At 46.6% G+C, this 16,776-nt stretch carries 14 protein-coding genes; 5 read left to right on the forward strand and 9 right to left on the reverse strand.

Annotation, left to right across the window (positions count from 1 at the left end; all coding sequences use genetic code 11):
• Positions 1–46: 46 nt before the first annotated feature.
• The gene (locus tag H8710_RS10245; RefSeq protein ID WP_249295425.1) at positions 47–1,210 is read right to left on the reverse strand and encodes a phosphoglycerate dehydrogenase; all 1,164 of its coding nucleotides are present in this window, start codon (positions 1,208–1,210) and stop codon (positions 47–49) included.
• Between the two features lie 35 nt (positions 1,211–1,245).
• A complete protein-coding gene (gene serC / locus H8710_RS10250; protein WP_249295426.1) occupies positions 1,246–2,331 on the reverse strand; it encodes a 3-phosphoserine/phosphohydroxythreonine transaminase in 1,086 nt (361 codons plus the stop codon).
• 326 nt (positions 2,332–2,657) lie between these two features.
• On the opposite strand from serC, the gene H8710_RS10255 reads away from it, so the two are divergent.
• Positions 2,658–3,401 carry a M23 family metallopeptidase gene (locus tag H8710_RS10255; protein ID WP_249295427.1) on the forward strand — a complete coding sequence of 248 codons (744 nt, stop codon included), beginning with the start codon at positions 2,658–2,660 and terminating at the stop codon, positions 3,399–3,401.
• A gap of 93 nt (positions 3,402–3,494) precedes the next feature.
• On the opposite strand, the gene H8710_RS10260 is transcribed toward H8710_RS10255, so the two are convergent.
• Positions 3,495–4,721, reverse strand: a complete 1,227-nt coding sequence (locus H8710_RS10260; RefSeq protein ID WP_249295428.1) for a YibE/F family protein — start codon at positions 4,719–4,721, stop codon at positions 3,495–3,497.
• A 648-nt stretch (positions 4,722–5,369) separates the two neighbouring features.
• On the opposite strand from H8710_RS10260, the gene H8710_RS10265 reads away from it, so the two are divergent.
• The gene (locus tag H8710_RS10265) at positions 5,370–6,737 is read left to right on the forward strand and encodes an MATE family efflux transporter (RefSeq protein ID WP_249295429.1); all 1,368 of its coding nucleotides are present in this window, start codon (positions 5,370–5,372) and stop codon (positions 6,735–6,737) included.
• Positions 6,738–6,858: 121 nt separating this feature from the next.
• A complete protein-coding gene (locus H8710_RS10270) occupies positions 6,859–7,323 on the forward strand; it encodes a hypothetical protein (RefSeq protein WP_249295430.1) in 465 nt (154 codons plus the stop codon).
• A 32-nt stretch (positions 7,324–7,355) separates the two neighbouring features.
• On the opposite strand, the gene H8710_RS10275 is transcribed toward H8710_RS10270, so the two are convergent.
• Both H8710_RS10275 and H8710_RS10280 read right to left on the reverse strand, forming a co-directional pair.
• Positions 7,356–7,775: a DUF2871 domain-containing protein gene (locus tag H8710_RS10275; protein ID WP_249295431.1), complete on the reverse strand. Its 420-nt coding sequence runs from the start codon at positions 7,773–7,775 to the stop codon at positions 7,356–7,358.
• 31 nt (positions 7,776–7,806) lie between these two features.
• The gene (locus H8710_RS10280; RefSeq protein WP_249295432.1) at positions 7,807–9,807 is read right to left on the reverse strand and encodes a fructose-1,6-bisphosphatase; all 2,001 of its coding nucleotides are present in this window, start codon (positions 9,805–9,807) and stop codon (positions 7,807–7,809) included.
• 529 nt (positions 9,808–10,336) lie between these two features.
• Between H8710_RS10280 and H8710_RS10285 the strand changes: the two genes are divergently transcribed.
• Complete coding sequence (locus H8710_RS10285) at positions 10,337–11,395, forward strand: CPBP family intramembrane glutamic endopeptidase (RefSeq protein WP_249295433.1); 1,059 nt, start codon at positions 10,337–10,339, stop codon at positions 11,393–11,395.
• A gap of 24 nt (positions 11,396–11,419) precedes the next feature.
• Entirely contained in the window at positions 11,420–11,914 is a 495-nt protein-coding gene (gene tadA, locus H8710_RS10290) for a tRNA adenosine(34) deaminase TadA (protein ID WP_283242860.1), read from the forward strand.
• A 53-nt stretch (positions 11,915–11,967) separates the two neighbouring features.
• Here the strand turns inward: tadA and H8710_RS10295 are convergent, their stop codons facing one another.
• The 4 genes from H8710_RS10295 to H8710_RS10310 all read right to left on the reverse strand — a co-directional run bounded on the left by H8710_RS10295 (position 11,968) and on the right by H8710_RS10310 (position 16,683).
• A complete protein-coding gene (locus H8710_RS10295; RefSeq protein ID WP_249295434.1) occupies positions 11,968–12,834 on the reverse strand; it encodes an RluA family pseudouridine synthase in 867 nt (288 codons plus the stop codon).
• Positions 12,831–13,334 (reverse strand): flavin reductase family protein, encoded by a 504-nt coding sequence (locus tag H8710_RS10300; protein ID WP_249295435.1) that lies wholly within the window; start codon positions 13,332–13,334, stop codon positions 12,831–12,833. The genes H8710_RS10295 and H8710_RS10300 overlap by 4 nt, the downstream gene beginning before the upstream one ends.
• Before the next feature lie 233 nt (positions 13,335–13,567).
• Positions 13,568–15,049, reverse strand: a complete 1,482-nt coding sequence (locus H8710_RS10305) for a S1C family serine protease (protein WP_249295436.1) — start codon at positions 15,047–15,049, stop codon at positions 13,568–13,570.
• A 95-nt stretch (positions 15,050–15,144) separates the two neighbouring features.
• A complete protein-coding gene (locus H8710_RS10310; protein ID WP_249295437.1) occupies positions 15,145–16,683 on the reverse strand; it encodes a sensor histidine kinase in 1,539 nt (512 codons plus the stop codon).
• Positions 16,684–16,776: the final 93 nt, after the last annotated feature.

Consider the following 16,776-nt stretch of genomic DNA (forward strand, 5'->3'; position numbering starts at 1 on the left):
AGGCTGAAGGATTTCCTTCAGCCTTTTTCAATTGCACTTAATTCATTTAGATAACGCGGACTTTGATGACATCGGGATCAGCTGTCAGCTTTTCAGCAAAACCGGCGTCCACCTTCTGTGCCAAATCCACAATAGTGTAAGCGTAGTCCTTTTTAGAACCGTTGATCATGTTTTCGATATTGATGCCTGCATCAGAAAATGCGGTTGAAATTTTGGACAAGGTACCACTCACATTTTTATGAAGCACACAAAAACGCATCTCACCGCTCTTAGGGAGCGAAACGTTGGGATAGTTTACCGAATTCACAATGTTCCCGCTTTCAAGATAAGTGATCAGCTCTTCGGCAGCCATTTTTGCACAGTTATCCTCTGACTCAGGGGTTGAAGCTCCAAGATGCGGCAAAGCGACAACACCATTGTGCCCCAGCTGTGCTTCGGTGGGGAAATCTGTAACGTAAACGGTCACCTTCTTTTCGTCCAATGCGCTGAGCATATCTTCTTCGACTACCAGCTCGCCGCGGGCGAAATTGAGAATCCGAACACCAGTCTTCATCATGCTGATAGAAGAGGCATTGATCATGCCTTTCGTCTCGGTGTTGCAAGGCACGTGAAGGGTGATATAATCGCAGTTCTCGTAAATGTCACGGAGAGAAGTAGCATGAATGACACTGGTGTGCATACCCCAGGCAGCATCTACACTTAAATAGGGATCATAGCCATACACAGTCATCCCCAGGGAGATGGCGGCATTGGCCACCAGCACACCAATGGCACCTAGACCGATAACGCCAAGTTTTTTGCCTTTGAGTTCAGGACCGACAAAATTGGATTTCCCTTTTTCTACCAGTTTTCCTACCTCGGCACCTTGACCCTTGAGGGACTGGACCCACTCAATAGCAGGAGCAATTTTTCTCGAAGAGAGCAGCAGACCCAGCAAGACAATTTCTTTTACAGCATTGGCATTTGCTCCGGGGGTGTTAAAGACGACAATACCCTCTTCTGCGCATTTATCCAACGGAATGTTGTTGACACCTGCACCAGCTCTGGCGATTGCCAGAAGGGACTCCGGCATTTCCATATCGTGCATCGAAGCAGAACGCACCATAACTGCGTCTGGATTTTCGATGTCGTCGCCCCAAGCGTAGGTACTGCGGTCGAATTTTTCCATGCCAAGAGGGGAAATTTTATTCAGAGTTTTAATATGAAACATAAAGATGACCTCTTTCTGTTTTATTGTGCGGAAAATTAAGCGTTTTTAGCTTCAAAATCCTTCATGAAGTCGACGAGAGCCTTGACACCTTCCTCAGGCATAGCGTTGTAGATAGAAGCTCTCATACCGCCGACAGTGCGGTGGCCTTTGAGGTTCACAAAACCAGCAGCAGCAGCCTCTTTAACGAATTTGGCGTCCAATTCCTCGTTGCCGGTGACAAAGGGGATGTTCATGAGAGAACGGTATTTTTTCTCAACGGTGCCTTTAAACATCTTGGAGCTGTCCAGGAAGTCGTAAAGCATATTGGCTTTCCGCTCATTGCGTTCTTTCATCTTCTCAAGACCGCCAATGTCATTTTTAATCCACTCCAACACTAATTTGCAAATATAAATGGCATATGTGGGAGGAGTGTTGTACATGGAGCCGTTTTCTGCGTGGGTTTTATAGGTGAGCATAGTGGGAGTACCTTCTTTGGGCTCACCTATCAGATCCTTGCGGATAATGACAACAGTGAGACCGGCAGGCCCCATATTTTTTTGCGCACCGGCGTACAGAACGCCGAATTTCGACACGTCGATAGGCTCAGACAGAATGCAGGAGCTCACATCTGCTACCAGCGGAACATCCCCTGTGTCAGGGAGTTCCACATATTTGGTACCGTAGATGGTATTGTTCATGCAGATGTGGAAGTAATCGGCGTTTTTGTCAAATGTGGAAGGATCCAACTCCGGGATATATGTAAAGGTTTTATCGGCGGAAGAAGCAACTTCATGCGCATTAGCCAGCTTTTTGCACTCAGAAAACGCTTTCTTAGCCCATTGGCCGGTGAGAACAAAATCGGCGCTGCCGGATTTTGTGGCCAAGTTTAGGGGAAGCATGGCGAACTGGGTGGACGCGCCGCCCTGGAGGAACAACACCTCATAATTGTCAGGGATATTCATCACTTCGCGGAGAAGGGACTCACACTCATCGATAATTGCCTGATAGGTTTTGGAACGGTGTGACATTTCCATGACCGACTGGCCGCTTCCGTTATAATCCAGCATCTCGTCCGCCGCTTTTTTCAGTACTGCCTCCGGCAGCATGGACGGCCCTGCGCTAAAGTTCATTACTCTGCTCATTTGCGATACCTCCAAATATTTTTTAAGGGTAACTATTACCTCTTATTATATTTCTTTTGCATGTAATAGTCAATTGATTTTTTGGAAAATCGAAAGCGGATTGCAAAACTTTTCACAATCCATCAAAGATGCGCCTTCCATTTTGTAAAATGCATAATTTTTTTAAAATGATTTTTCGCAAAAGAGATTTTCATGGACGCCATAAGAATAAAAAAATAAATTCCGTGAAAACTAGTTTTGAAAGAAAGCGATTTGCCTCTTTTTCAACAGAACAGATACTGCCGATGCAAGTCGGATGGATTTTAATTTGGGAGGTTACAAAAACAATGAGAAAGTCGGCCTTTGGCAAACAAAAGTCGCTGGGAAAAGGGTTTTACATCGCCCTTGCCATCAGCGTAGTAGCAGTAGGTACCGTGGCGTACCTGACCATTTCCAGACTGAACAGCAGCTTAAACCAGGAGCCCAATCCCCAGGCTCAGCTCCAAAATGGCACAGATTGGTCAGTCCCCGAACTGGAAGATGTGGCGAAGAGCCAGCCGGGTGTTCCTTTAGAGAGCTCCGCTCCCGAGGAGAGCGACACAGGCTCCAGCAGCGAGTCTGCGGCCACCATGGAACAGAGCACCAGCTCGGAAGAAAGCACTCCCCCTGCAGCCAACACAAACGGCGCCTATATTATGCCCCTCAGCGGCGAAATCATGAATCCCTACAGCAACGGGGAACTTGTGAAATCCAAAACCTTGGGTGAGTGGCGCACTCATGACGGTGTCGACATCAAAGCGGCAGAAGGTACTCCAGTGAAATCCTGCTTTGACGGCACGGTGACAAACGTGACAAACGATGGTAAATGGGGCATTATGGTGGAAATCGAGTACCCTTCCTGTACGACCTATTTTTGCGGCCTTGCTGATACCGTAAAAGTCAAAAAGGGGCAGGAAGTGAAGCTGGGTGACGTAATCGGCGAAGTGGGCAATACTTCTTTGGTAGAAAATGCCGATGAGTTTCATCTGCACCTGGCGATGAAAAAAGACAACAAGTGGATCGACCCCATGAGTATTATTACGCAAAACTAATCAAAAAAAGCACGGGAATATTCCCGTGCTTTTTTGTTGTTACATAAATGAACCTGATTTTTTGCGTTTCTCATAAAAAAATGAAGTTTTTTCTTAATCTGGGTCTGCCTCGGATAAAAGCTGAACAGTTTTTTCAGCTTCGGACAGCGTGTTCCCCACAGCAAATTTTTTATGGAAAAAGGCAGTGGCAATAGCTGTTGTGGGAATGGTAAATAATATGGCAATGCTACCCGCCATGGCCTGCAAAACTTCCGAGGCGATCATCTCCATATTGAGAATCTCTTCCAGATTGCTCCGATAGGTGAGCAGCAGCAACGTCATATGTAACCCGCTTCCAATGTAGGCCAGCACAAGGGTGTTGGCCATAGTCCCCATAATATCGCGTCCGATAGCAAATCCGGATTTGAGGATGCCACCGAAAGTAATGTCGGGCACCTGAACTATGATTTCCGCCAGCGAAGAAGAGATGGACATACCCACATCCATGACAGCGCCCAAAGCGCCAATGATAATGCCGGTAAATAAAATCGCCCTCAAATCAATGGGTTTATCCGGGTTCATGACGTAGATGAGCAGCGAATCGTCATCGGTCATACCGGTCATCTGCATCATGCGGGAACTGACAACAGTGATAATTCCGGCAATCCCCACGCCGCCCATACAGCCAAGAATGGCGGCCAGACTCTTAAAAGTAAACCCGCTGACCAGCGCATGGGTCGTGAGAATAGTAAAGGCACAAATGATCAGGGCGGAAGCATAAATATTAAAACCGTTGGCGATGGCGGGAATCATCACAAAAAAGATGGCGAGACATGTCAAGGCCAAAGCAATGATAGTGTTAACGCCCTTTCCCCGTCCAAACAGGATGACCAGGCCGCAGAATCCGAATACTAATAGCGCCAGCCATGCAGTGCGGACCGGATTTCCGGCCATCCACTGGTTTTCCATGTATTCGTTGGTGACAAGGGAAACAAAATGAATGCTTCCGGGCCTCACCGGTTGTCCCAGCTCCATCTGCGTCTGATCCATGACCTGGGTAGCGACGATGCGCTCTCCTTTGTTTTCCCCGTTTAAGACGGTGGCATAGTAAACAATGCGGCGTTCTGTCACCTCATTTGTGTATTTGCTGTAGATTTCATTATCACTGATAATTTCCTCCGCGCGGGCCTTGCAGGTCATTTCCGCGCTCCCGGTTTGTTCTTGTCCCAGGATGTTTCCACTTCTGGTACAGAATCGGTAACCTAGGATGATAAACCCTACTGACAGCAGGATGACTGCTGCGTATAGGAACTGTTGCGTCTTTTTCTGTATGGCTTTCATAGTCCCAGCCCCCCCGTTCGTAAAATTTCAGCGTCAAACCGGTTAAAGCTATTTTGCTCTTCAAAACTCCTACGTCTATGATGCAATGTACACTTTATTTGCTGTTTGTGGGCACTATAACACAATTTTGTTGCGCGAAGTACAAGGGCACAGTTGTCCCAATCTATGAAAGAGTATTCTCCCAGATGTGAGCTAAAGGCATGTGAAATAAGGCTTTGGATCACGCCGTGAAGTTATTATACCATAAATTCGCCCGCTTTAGCGGGCCAAAAGACGCGAAGCGACTTTGTCGGCCGTGCAGCGGCCGGGATTTATGATACAATGTTCTTACTAGTCTTGCGCTAGCAAGACAAAAGCGCCTAAAGGCGCTTTGCAAACAGCTTTCGCTGTTGCTTTTGAGGTTATTATACCACACCGCACGCCAATCGAAAAGAAAACTATTTGTTACAATGTGCATAAAATTCGTTTTATTCTCCTTCTTGTATTCACCGATTGGGAGAAATCCTTGACAACAAAGGACAGATACTTGCAAATATTTTTTCATTCTTCTATAATAGATAACATCGAGAATGGATCGGAACAATCATTCAAGGGCAGGTTTTGGACCTGCCCTTCTGTTGTCGAAATGACATTTTGAGGAGTGTGAATATGGAAGGATTTAAGGAAAACAAAATGGGGACCACCCCGATGATGAAACTGATCGTCACTATGTCTCTGCCTGCAATGCTCTCTATGCTGGTACAGGCGCTTTATAACATTGTAGACAGCATGTTTGTGTCCTGGTACTCCCAGTCGGCTCTGACGGCCGTATCATTGGCATTTCCCATTCAGATGCTGATGATTTCTGTAGGAGTTGGTACCGGTGTGGGCATCAACTCCTTAGTTTCCCGGCGGCTTGGAGAACAAAAGCAGGAGGAAGCTGACCATGCGGCTACCCACGGCCTGATTTTGGGAGCACTCAGCTGGTTGCTCTTTCTCATTTTCGGCCTGTTTTTTACAAGGCCCTTTTTTGCTGCATTTTCCGATGACCCCACGATTATTGCCATGGGCGATCAGTACCTGTCCATTGCTTGTGTGTTTTCCTTTGGGATCCTCATAGAAGTGGCGGCTGAAAAGACGCTTCAGGCCACCGGAAACATGATTTTCCCTATGATCGCCCAGCTCATCGGTGCCATCACCAATATCATCCTCGATCCTATTTTTATTTTTGGATGGATGGGGATCCCCTCTATGGGAATTGCCGGTGCGGCTATTGCCACTGTTACCGGCCAGATCCTTTCAATGATTTTTCTGCTGGGTATTTTGCTGTTTGGCAACCACGCAGTCAATATTCGGTTTAAAAATTTCCGATTTCGTGCAAAAACTGTAAAGGACATATACGCCGTCGGCTTCCCGTCTATTATCATGCAGTCCATCGGCTCAGTGCTCGTCATGGGCCTCAACGCCATCTTGGGAACAATTTCTGAGACCGGCGTGGCTATTCTGGGCGTTTACTACAAACTACAGTCCTTTGTGTTTATGCCGGTGTTCGGCCTGACACAGGGAATGATGCCGATTATGGGGTACAACTATGGTGCCCGGAACAAAAAACGTCTCGTCTCCTCCCTCAAACTAGGGTCCATCATTGCTTTGATTATAATGGCGGTGGGAACGCTCCTTTTCTGGGGGCTGACAGAGCCTCTGCTGAGCATATTCAGAGCTGATGCACAGATGATGACAGACGGTATTCCCGCCCTGCGGATTATCAGCCTTTGCTTTATACCGGCGGCGATGGGGATTACCTTTTCGACAATTTTTCAAGCGGTGGGTATGGGCTTTAAAAGCTTGCTCATCTCCCTCCTTCGCCAATTGATCCTTATTTTGCCCGTAGCCTATTTCCTGTCCAAAATAGGGCTGGTTTATGTATGGTATTCGTTTCCCATCGCAGAGGCGGTTTCCTTTATAGTCAGTATTTTTATTTATCTGCACCTTTACGAGACACATATCAAAAAACTGGATCAGAACACTATCGCATAGGGGAATAAAAAATATTTTTTCGAAGTCACAACCCCCTGCCATACTGGCAGGGGGTTGTGACTTCGGTGTGACTATGGTTGGGTATTATGGAGGTATACTTGAAAACAAAGGAGGTAATTTGGTGGAACCTATCTCTTTTCCAATTACCAGCAAGGTAATTATTTATTTGTCCAATTCCCCCAGAGAGCCGGTTTGTGGCCAAATTTACAGCGTCTACTATAACGCTTTTATGGATTTTTGCGGTGTAGCACAGCTTTTGCGGGCGATGGAGTCACTCTATGATACGCTGGATATGCCGCAGGCATCTTGTGAAAATCAGGCTTTCCATCCCTTAAAACGGGCGAAAAAAAACGGCGATGATCGGATGATAGAAAGCCGTGCAGGGCACAGAAAAAGTGTCGAAGCGGATCAGGCAACTTTTCTGGTTCATGTTATTTACCGCCAGTACAATACTTGGCAGGGACGAATTACCTGGATGCAGGATAAAACCTCCCGTAATTTCAAAAGTGTTTTTGAAATGCTTAAGCTGATGGACGACGCTATGAACGGCTCCAGCCAGATCCAATATATCTGGAATGCGGATTGAAAAATCGGCAGGCAAAATCGCCTGCCGATTTTTTACTGATTTTCAGTAATATGTTTTTTGAGCAGAACAAAAAACACAATTATGCCAATTGCTGTCAGGATATGACCGATTCCCGCCAAGCCGGATAAAGCAGCATCGATTCCTGTTGGCAGAGAAACCTGCAATACCTGAGCGATTCCCCTAGCAGTCAGCATCATAGCGGTAATAATCACGCCGGTGTTGTAGATAGCGACAAACTTTCCGAAAAGCTTACTCTGATAAAGCGGCCACAGTTTTGACAGGGCCAACAGCACCAGTGTAAAAATCATTCCCAATAAAAATAGATGGGTGTGGACGACTCCCAAAGCCGTCCGATCGGTAAAATTGTTAAACTTTGTAAATTCCCGATAGAATACGCCTCCTGCCATTCCAGCAATTGCATATCCGAAAGCCCAATATAATAATTTTTTCATTTCATCCTCCTGGATTTCTTTGTCGGGGGTGTTACATTTTGTCGGTGTTGCTGTTGTGCCGCTCTTTGATAAGTCCAGTACGGTAGGCAGTGAGCAACAGCTTCAAATCTTCAATGTTTTCCCGTATCTGAATACCTACATCGGTATCGGATATTTTAATACGATCCTCCATGGTTTCAAAGACAACTGCAGTGGATAAAATATCTTTGTTATTCCGAATCGCGTTTTCGACGCCGCCGAAAGGCTCGTGAGAAGAAATGCGAATACCATAAGAGTTGTAAATGAGAGTGTAACCCGCAATGCCGGTGGTGGGTTGATAGGCTTTGCAAAATCCTCCGTCGATAACAATGAGCCGTCCTCCAGCTTTGACGGGCAGTTCCCCATCTTTGGATTTGACGGGGATGTGGCCATTCACAATATGAGAGTGGGGACTGTACAGGCCAAATTCATGAAGAATTTTAAGGCAAACCTCTTCCTTTTTGCTGTGGATATAGTAGGCATTTTTGGACTCGGTCCATGCGGCAGGGTCGGGAATGAGCAGCCGTTCAAAGGTAGCCATCTTTTCCCGTCCGAACAAGGGTGAATGCTTTCCACACCACAAAAACCACAAAAAGTCTTTGCCCAGCTGCCGTTCCGGTGAACCAGGCTTTGCGTAATACCCCTGCCGGGCAACCGATTCAGCGTAGTCGAGGAATGTCTTCCCAGTGAGGCTTTCTCCATTTACGCCAAACGCCATAAAGGTTTCGTCCATATTCATGGGGATGCAGCCGTGGAACAACAGGTTTCCATTACAGCAGGCGTAAAGTCCGCCTTTAGAGTAGAGAAATTTTGCATGTCGCTGGAGTTTTTCACTTTGCTGGAAAGAAAAGCGGAGCTGGCTCATGAGTTCAGACTCTTCGGGACTCAGCTGATAGGGATTTTGCGGGTCTACTGTCGGGAATTCAGTGTCCGCAAGCGGATAGGCAGTGCCGCCTATAACAATTTGTCTCTTCCCATAGTCGATTTTATCCAGCAACAGCCGGTCTTCCATTTGAAAGGAAGGATTTCTCAAAACGATTTGTCCTTCCAGTTTAAAGAGAATAACAGCGATGGCTTTGTGCATCCGGGAAACAAGCAGCACGTCTTTTGGATTATAGCTGTTTTCATCGCTGATTTTCGGTCGGAAACAGTCAGTGTTGACGTTTTGATAGACTTCGTTTGCGAAAAGAGCTAGAGGACGCAGATTAATGCCGTAGCCAGTTTCGATGACCTCCAGATTGCTGTAGTTCATCGAGTTGTTCAATACATTAGCGATACAGGTCCGACTGCCTGCTGCCGCCCCCATCCAGAGGATGTCGTGGTTTCCCCATTGGATATCCACCGAATGGTGTTCCATCAATGAATCCATAATAATGTCCGCCCGGGGGCCCCGGTCAAAAATGTCCCCCACGATGTGGAGCCGGTCTACCACCAAACGCTTAATTGTAGTGCAGACGGCGATGATAAATTCGTCAGCTTGCTCCACCTCAATAATAGTGGATAATATATTGGCGTAATAGTTTTCTTTGTTCAGTTCTCCGTAGTTTGTGTGAAGAAGCTCATCAATGATGTAGGCGAAGTCCTTCGGCAGGGCCTGCCTCACCTTGGCCCGTGTGTATTTGGAGGCCACCAGACGGCATACCTCTAAGAGACGGTGAAGGGTAATGCGGTACCACTCATCCAAATCTGAAACCGTTTCCTTGATTTCCTTTAATTTTGCATCGGTGTAATAGATAAGGGTTGCCAATATCGCTCGTTCTTTTTCAGGGAGGGTGTTTTTGTAAAGAACCTCCACCTTTTCTTTGATGACGCCAGAAGCGTTGTTAAGAATATGGAGAAATGCTTCGTATTCCCCGTGAAGGTCTGACATAAAATGCTCGGTGCCTTTGGGCAGGTTCATAACCGCTTGGAGATTGATGATCTCTGCCGCCGCAGCTTGAACAGTGGGATACTGTGTGGATAAAATTTTTAGGTAACGCAGATCCTTTTCAACCTTCTTGTTGTCGCAGCTCATAAGCCCTCCTGTATATTTTTCAAAGCTCGAAATCTCATTTGGGGTGTCGATATAAATCCAGTATACCGTTTTTGTAGGTGTTAGTAAAGGCGGATTTTGTAAAAAACTGAAGAATCCCCTTGACAAAATTGTGTTTGTTTACAAAAATCTAATGCTTTGCTGTTTTTTTATGTGGTATAATAACCTCACAGGAAATAACTAATCTGTTTGAAAAGTGCCGAAGGCGCTTTTTCCCGCTGGCGCGGGAAATGTGAGAATAATTTAATATTAAATTCACAAAAGGCAAAGCCTTTTGTGTGGACCATGCCCGCTATTGTGGACTGTGTCCACGTAATTTATGATACAACAAAACGAGGAAACAACAAAGCGCCAAAGGCGCTTTGTTCCGTTTAAGCGGCATCAGCGAAATATTTATGATCAATTCTACCCATTGCGTCGCTGTAAAAGACTTAAGGTAGCTTTGTACCCATTAAAGCCTTTTAACTTTTAGGTGGTGGGCTAGATGCTTTTTATATTGAGGAGTTTTTGTATGGCATATACACCAAATGATCAGCCTCCGAAAAAGGACCAGGTTCATTCGGACGATAACACTTATATTAGCGGGTACGGATTTGTCGCAACGGATCCAAGAATGCTGCAGGAACAGCATCTGAAAAAGAATGTAGCGGTCATTGCGGTGGCAATGGTAGGTGTTATCCTTCTCCCCACCTTTTTTTTGGTTCCAGTGACCGTTGTGATGCAGACTGTTGTAAGCGCCCTGAGTAAAACTACCAATCAGTTTGTGCTCATTGCTACCCTTGCCCAGGAAGCACGGGAATTGATTCTTTATCTTTTATCTGTTTTGCTGCCCATATGTTTTTTGCGATTTTTCCTCCGAGATGGAAGTATAGAGGCGGCAGTGCGAAAGCTGCCTGACAAAAAAACGTGGATTTATGCAGTGCCTTTGACCCTGACGGTAGTCGCACTGGCAGGTGTCGGTTCCCAATTTATCAATAGTCTGCTTTTCCAGCTTCATATCGTACCCCTCACTCCAAACAATATGCTGCCTGGAAACAATATTTCTCTGGCATTCTATCTGGTGCGAGTGATGTTTTTACCGGCCGTTTTAGAAGAGTATTTGTTTCGGGGCCTGATCCTGAATTCTCTCCGCCGGCATGGGGACACCTTTGCCGTTGTACTGTCATCGGTTTTTTACGGCATGATGCAGTATACGGTGACCCGTAATTTAAGCGGCTTTGTATTTGGGATTGTACTGGGATATTTTGTGCTGCGCACAGGTTCCGTCCTTACAGCAGTTATTTGTCATCTTGGTGCAAGCGCTGTTGGATCCGTTATTGTGCTCGTTCAGCATTTTTTGCCATCTCACTATGAACTGGTGGAGAATATCCTGTTTATCGCTATCCTTGCAGTCGGTATTGTGTCCTTTATTTTTCTCTGCACCAGGGAGAGTAACGCATTTATTATAAGTGATACCAATAATACCACTTCTACGGCCCATAAACTAAAACTATGCCTAAGCAACGGGGCGTTTATTATCGTATTGCTTTTATGGGCGTGGCAGATGTTCCGCAGCGTACAGATTTTTTGACTTTAGAGTGGAGGGAATCTTCTTTTGACTTTTTCGGAACAAGATGTACTTTTTATGAGGCAGGCGTTGCGGCAAGCCGAAGAGGCATATGCCTACAATGAAACTCCGGTGGGTGCGGTGCTCGTCTGGGAAGATAAAATTGTTTCTGCGGCCCATAACCGAAGAGAAACGGATAAAAGTGCGTTGGCCCACGCAGAATGTTTGGTTATCAATGAGGCTTGCCGGAAGTTGGGGGGATGGAGGCTCCATAAAGCCACTCTCTATGTGACGCTGGAACCCTGTCCCATGTGTGCGGGGGCGATCATCAACGCTCGAATTGCCCGGGTTGTTTTTGGGGCTAAAGATCCGAAAGCCGGTTGCTGCGGGAGTATTACTGAACTGTTTTCACTGCCGTTTAACCACCGGCCCATTGTGGAAGGCGGACTTTTAGAGGACGAATGCCGGGAACTTCTCACAGGTTTTTTCCGAGAGATGCGTGCCAAACGAAAGGCGATGAAAACGGTCGCTCCAACAGAATAAAAAGACACCCTGCCGTAAATCTGCGGCAGGGTGTTTTGGATTTTATCAGTGTTTTACCAGAAGTCTCGGCCGGCAAGAATGGCCATATCCTGTGGCAGCGGGGACAAAAGGGCAACAGGGGAGTCGTCTTCGGGACGACGGAAGGCCAGTTTCCCGCAGTGCAGGGCGTGCCGGCTGATATGCTCAGTTCGTCCGCCGTAAAGGGTATCCCCCTCCAGCGGATGGCCAATGTAGGCAAAATGGACACGAATTTGGTGGGTTCGACCGGTTTCCAGCCGGATGGCAACGAGGGCGTAGTCAGAAAATTGCTGCACTACCCGGTAATGGGTGACTGCCCGTTGCCCTTTCGGATGTACTTTTCTGCTGATGATGGAGCCGGGAACTCGGATCAGAGGTTCGTCAATAGTGCCCTCTGACTCCTCTAATTGTCCCTGCACGATGGCAATGTATTCCTTTTCAAGGCATTCTGCCACCTTTGCAGCCGCAAGGGTGTTTTTGGCGGACAGGCAGAGCCCAGTGGTATCTCGATCCAGACGGTTGATTGGTCGAAAGGCAATTTTTTCCTTCTGAAACAACGCAGCAAAATAATTGCCCAAGGTGTCGTTGTAATAGGTGGCAGAAGGATGTACGGGCATGTCTGCAGGTTTATCAAACACAATGATATCAGCATCCTCGTAGACGACAGGAACCTGCAGCTCCGAATTGGGAATAAGCTTTATTTTATCTCCGGACAGCTCGATTTCTACAACGTCTCCTGCATTTACCGTATCTACCATGCGGCGATGTGCCCCGTTTACCGAGATCCCGCCATGTTTGAGTTTGATAATGAGCCGTTTGGAATATCCCTGCCGTTTTCTCAGGTAGGTCTGGAGCTGCAGTCCGGAGTCGGCAGCGGAAACGGTGTATCGGTGCTTTCTCATTCCTGAATGTAGGCTTTCAGAATTTCACCCATATAAATATCGTGGTAATCCTTCTCTGGATAGGAATCGGCGATATAGTCTGCCAAAAAACCTTCCGGCCGAATATGGTCTCTGTAAATCTTTTTGCAGAAGAATACAAGCTTTGCCTGTTCAAAGTAGATATGCTCCCCGTTCACTACCGGGTTGAGGCCTGTTTCCGCTATTTTGTCCACATCCCGTCCGGATACTTTGCCGCAGAGAGCCAATACCTTGCGCATTTCTTCCCCGTAAAAGCTCAAGGTGAAAAATTCTCCTGTCTCCAAAAATTCATGGGTATACCGCTGCGGACGGATAAACGCGGTGACAATATTTTTGTTCCACATAACACCCATGTTGCCCCAGCTGACCGTCATGGTGTTGTATTTTTCCGGAGTACCGGCCGTTACCAGCGCCCAATCCCTCCCGATAAGCTGAAACGGGTTTTGTGTTAACTTAGTTACATCGATTTCTTGAAAAGCCATTTTAAATCTCTCCTTAATGTGTAGTTACTAAGGTTTCCGCTCAATTATGATCAAAGTTCTTACCAATCTCGCATCAACGGAATAAGAGCGCCTTTTAGGTACTTTGCAAACAGCAAGGCCCTTTGCCTATGAGGTTATTATATCATAAAAATAAAGATTTCAGAACCCTAATGACAAGAAAAAGCGCACAGGAAGCTTTCCTGTGCGCCCAAGAGAGTCAAGGGATTGAGCAACTACCGGAAAAAACCGTTGCCTTGTTCAGGGGCCTGTTCCGATACTTGCTGTTGCTGCTGGACATTGGTTGAGTTGCCCTTATCCTCTTCCAATTGAACGTCAACGGTAAAGGTAGACTGCTTTCCGGTGACGCTGACCCGATAAACGGTCAGTTTTACCTTATCGCCCGGCACTTTTCCATCTAGGACTTCTTTGATGTCTTCTGCATCCCGCACATCCTTGCCGTCGATTTGTGTTATGGTATCGCCGACCCGCACACCTTTGGTGTAAACGTCAGCAGTTTCATCAATGGCACTGACCAACAGGCCGGGGGTATAGCCGGTCATCGCACCGGTCACGTCGCTAATGCCGTAGTAAGTAATGCCCAATTTGACCCGGCCTTTGACATATCCGTAGGAAACCAAATCATCAATGATGGGCTTTGCGGTGTTCATGGGAATAGCAAAGCCAATGCCTTCAATCTGTGTAGAAGAGAGCTTAGACGAGTTGATACCCACTACCTGGCCGTATTTATTAATGAGCGCACCGCCGGAGTTGCCGGGGTTGATAGCAGCATCTACCTGGATAGCTTCCATCGAAATGGTTCCATCCTCTGTGCGGACAGTAATATTCCTCTGTAAACCGGAGACAATGCCTTGAGTAGTGCTGCCGGCCAGGTTCAGGCCGGTGGGGTTGCCGATGGCGACGATACGCTCACCCACTACCAGTTCGTCCGAGTTTCCAAATTCCGCGGCTGTCAGGCCAGAAGCTTCGATTTTGACGACAGCGATATCTGTTTTTTCATCAATACCGATAACCTTTGCCTCATATTCTTCGTCGTTGTCCAAAACGACGACAATTCCGCTTGAACCGCTGACCACATGGGCGTTTGTAAGGATATAACCGTCGCTGCTCATAATGATGCCGCTACCTGCTCCAGTGGCTGTCAGAGATGTGCCAACGTCATATGTTACGATACCGACGACGGAAGGCCGAACCTTGGCAGCGATTTCTTCGGTGGATAGAACTCCTTCTGCATAATCAGTGTCTTCCGGAGCGGGACGATTGTTTAAAGTAATGTCGGGTCCGGACATATTGACTTCAGAATCATTTGAAGAAACGCTGCTGGACGAACTGTGATTGTTTTCATACAAAACAAATCCTGCAAATGCTGCCGCTGTCAGCACGAATACCACGCTGATTACAATTGCGAAGACTTTGAGGCCAGTATTGTTCTTGGGTTTGTAGCCGTTGTTGTGATTAGAAATCTGGTCATAATCCTCAAATTTCCATTGGTATTCCGTATTGCTGTAAGTCGGCGGCGTTTGAGAAGGGCCTTGGCTGGTTGAAGAGTTCTGAGGTGTTTCATAAGGGCCGGAAGATCCGTTTCCACTGGGAGAATCGGAAGGAGTGTTCCAGGTATTTGTCGGGTCTGGTCCGTTAGAAGAACCATCATTTCCGCCGGTGTATTGATTGTCGTAGTTTTTGTTGTTTTCATCCATAGGTATTCCTCCTTGTTGTCTCTATCTTACCCTAGAAATATGAAGTTTTAATATGCATTCTTTAAAAGGTTTCCCAATGAAATTCAAAAGATTTTTTAATCTTTTTGAGAGGAATTTGTCGGCGGAAGGGACTCTTTCTCCCGTTTTTCCTTAAGTTCATTGTAATCTTTTTCTTTTCCCTTGACCAAGGCGGAGTTTTTGACCTTTGCGGTGGGGATAGAGAATACAAACTCGGTGTATTCACCCTGAACGCTGCGGACAATGATGTCCCCTCCGTGAAGATTGATGACACTACGAACGATATATAGCCCTAACCCAACCCCGTTTTTATCAATGCCCCTAGACTTATCTGTTTTGTAAAATCGGTCGAACACCCGGGGTATTTCCTCCTTGGAAAGGCCTTCTCCACTGTTTTTGATACCAATATAGGTGATGGTGCCCTCTACCGTAAAGCTGAACTCCAGGTAGCCGTCGACGTTCGCAAATTTTACGGCGTTTTCGGTTAGGTTGTACACCACCTGATGAATGAGGTCAGGGTCGGCCTCCACAATGACTTTGTCTTGATCAAGCCCTCTAATGTCCAGATGTTTTTCATTGATCTGCCGCTCAAAGCTGAACACTGTCTGACATATCGTTTCCACCACATTGAACTGTGTAGTCTGAATTTTTAGTTCCCCGGCCTCAATGCGGGAAAGGTTCAGCATACTCTTCACCAGACGGGAAAGCCGTTTCACTTCGTCGGATACAATGCGGAGATACTCGTTTTGTTTTTCCCTGGGAATGGTTCCGTCCAAAATCCCGTCTACGAAACCAGCGATTGAAGTCATGGGTGTTTTCAGCTCATGGGAGACGTTTGCGATAAAGCTGCGCCGCATGGACTCCAAAGCGGATAATGATTTAGCCATATTGTTAAACGAAGATGCCAGCTGCCCGATTTCGTCGTCTGTATCAATATTGATGCGGGCAGTAAAGTCGCCTTTTCCGAAGTTTTTGGCTGCCTGGGACATCTCTCGCAACGGGCGGACCATTTTGGCTGTGGCGAAATAGGTGACAATAAAAGCAAGCAGCAGGACCGAAATGGCAGATAGGACGAATATTTTGCTCATCTCTATGAGGAAGGTATTCAGCGCCTGCGCTGAGGTGGAAATAAATAAGTATCCGAACTGTTTACCTTCTACGATTACAGGAATGCCAAGAGTGTACTGAGAGGTTTTATAAATGGAACCACCCAGTTTGCCTTTTTCAAAGTATTCACCTTTTTGAGTGATTTTTGTCCGGATGTCCAGAGGAACTTGATATGTTTTATGGTTGCAGTTGTCCCCCTCAGTACAGATAAGTGTGTTGCCGTTCATATCGGTGAAGAAGATGACGGAGTCAGAGGGCTCCGCAAAGAGAATAAAGCTGTTTTGGAGAGTCACAATATCCAGCTGGACACTGTTGTTTTCTAAATCAAACTGAGAAGTATTCAAAATCACCCTACGGGCAATGTTGATGTTTTTCCTCAGCAAAGTCGCCTTTTCCGATGAAAAATAGTTGCTGGAAAAAGTGATAAACAGAGAACCCAGTACCGCGATGGATGCGATAACCACGGCGGCGCAGACTCTAAAATACTTGCTGAAAATGCTTTTTTGCATAAGGCCTGCCCTTCTTTTTAAAGGAATAAAGAAGGGCGGACGCTTTGGAAGCCCGAAAATCCGCATATCCCATGCGGATTTTTCAGACGGGCA

Source organism: Fumia xinanensis (assembly GCF_014384905.1).
Classification (GTDB): Bacteria; Bacillota; Clostridia; order Oscillospirales; family Ruminococcaceae; genus Fumia; species Fumia xinanensis.

What these genes read in the sequence shown, in the direction of transcription:
- H8710_RS10245 (WP_249295425.1), bottom strand. Translation starts at nt 1,210, where the DNA reads ATGTTTCATATTAAAACTCTGAATAAAATTTCCCCTCTTGGCATGGAA.
- serC (WP_249295426.1), bottom strand. Translation starts at nt 2,331, where the DNA reads ATGAGCAGAGTAATGAACTTTAGCGCAGGGCCGTCCATGCTGCCGGAG.
- H8710_RS10255 (WP_249295427.1), top strand. Translation starts at nt 2,658, where the DNA reads ATGAGAAAGTCGGCCTTTGGCAAACAAAAGTCGCTGGGAAAAGGGTTT.
- H8710_RS10260 (WP_249295428.1), bottom strand. Translation starts at nt 4,721, where the DNA reads ATGAAAGCCATACAGAAAAAGACGCAACAGTTCCTATACGCAGCAGTC.
- H8710_RS10265 (WP_249295429.1), top strand. Translation starts at nt 5,370, where the DNA reads ATGGAAGGATTTAAGGAAAACAAAATGGGGACCACCCCGATGATGAAA.
- H8710_RS10275 (WP_249295431.1), bottom strand. Translation starts at nt 7,775, where the DNA reads ATGAAAAAATTATTATATTGGGCTTTCGGATATGCAATTGCTGGAATG.
- H8710_RS10280 (WP_249295432.1), bottom strand. Translation starts at nt 9,807, where the DNA reads ATGAGCTGCGACAACAAGAAGGTTGAAAAGGATCTGCGTTACCTAAAA.
- H8710_RS10285 (WP_249295433.1), top strand. Translation starts at nt 10,337, where the DNA reads ATGGCATATACACCAAATGATCAGCCTCCGAAAAAGGACCAGGTTCAT.
- H8710_RS10295 (WP_249295434.1), bottom strand. Translation starts at nt 12,834, where the DNA reads ATGAGAAAGCACCGATACACCGTTTCCGCTGCCGACTCCGGACTGCAG.
- H8710_RS10300 (WP_249295435.1), bottom strand. Translation starts at nt 13,334, where the DNA reads ATGGCTTTTCAAGAAATCGATGTAACTAAGTTAACACAAAACCCGTTT.
- H8710_RS10305 (WP_249295436.1), bottom strand. Translation starts at nt 15,049, where the DNA reads ATGGATGAAAACAACAAAAACTACGACAATCAATACACCGGCGGAAAT.
- H8710_RS10310 (WP_249295437.1), bottom strand. Translation starts at nt 16,683, where the DNA reads ATGCAAAAAAGCATTTTCAGCAAGTATTTTAGAGTCTGCGCCGCCGTG.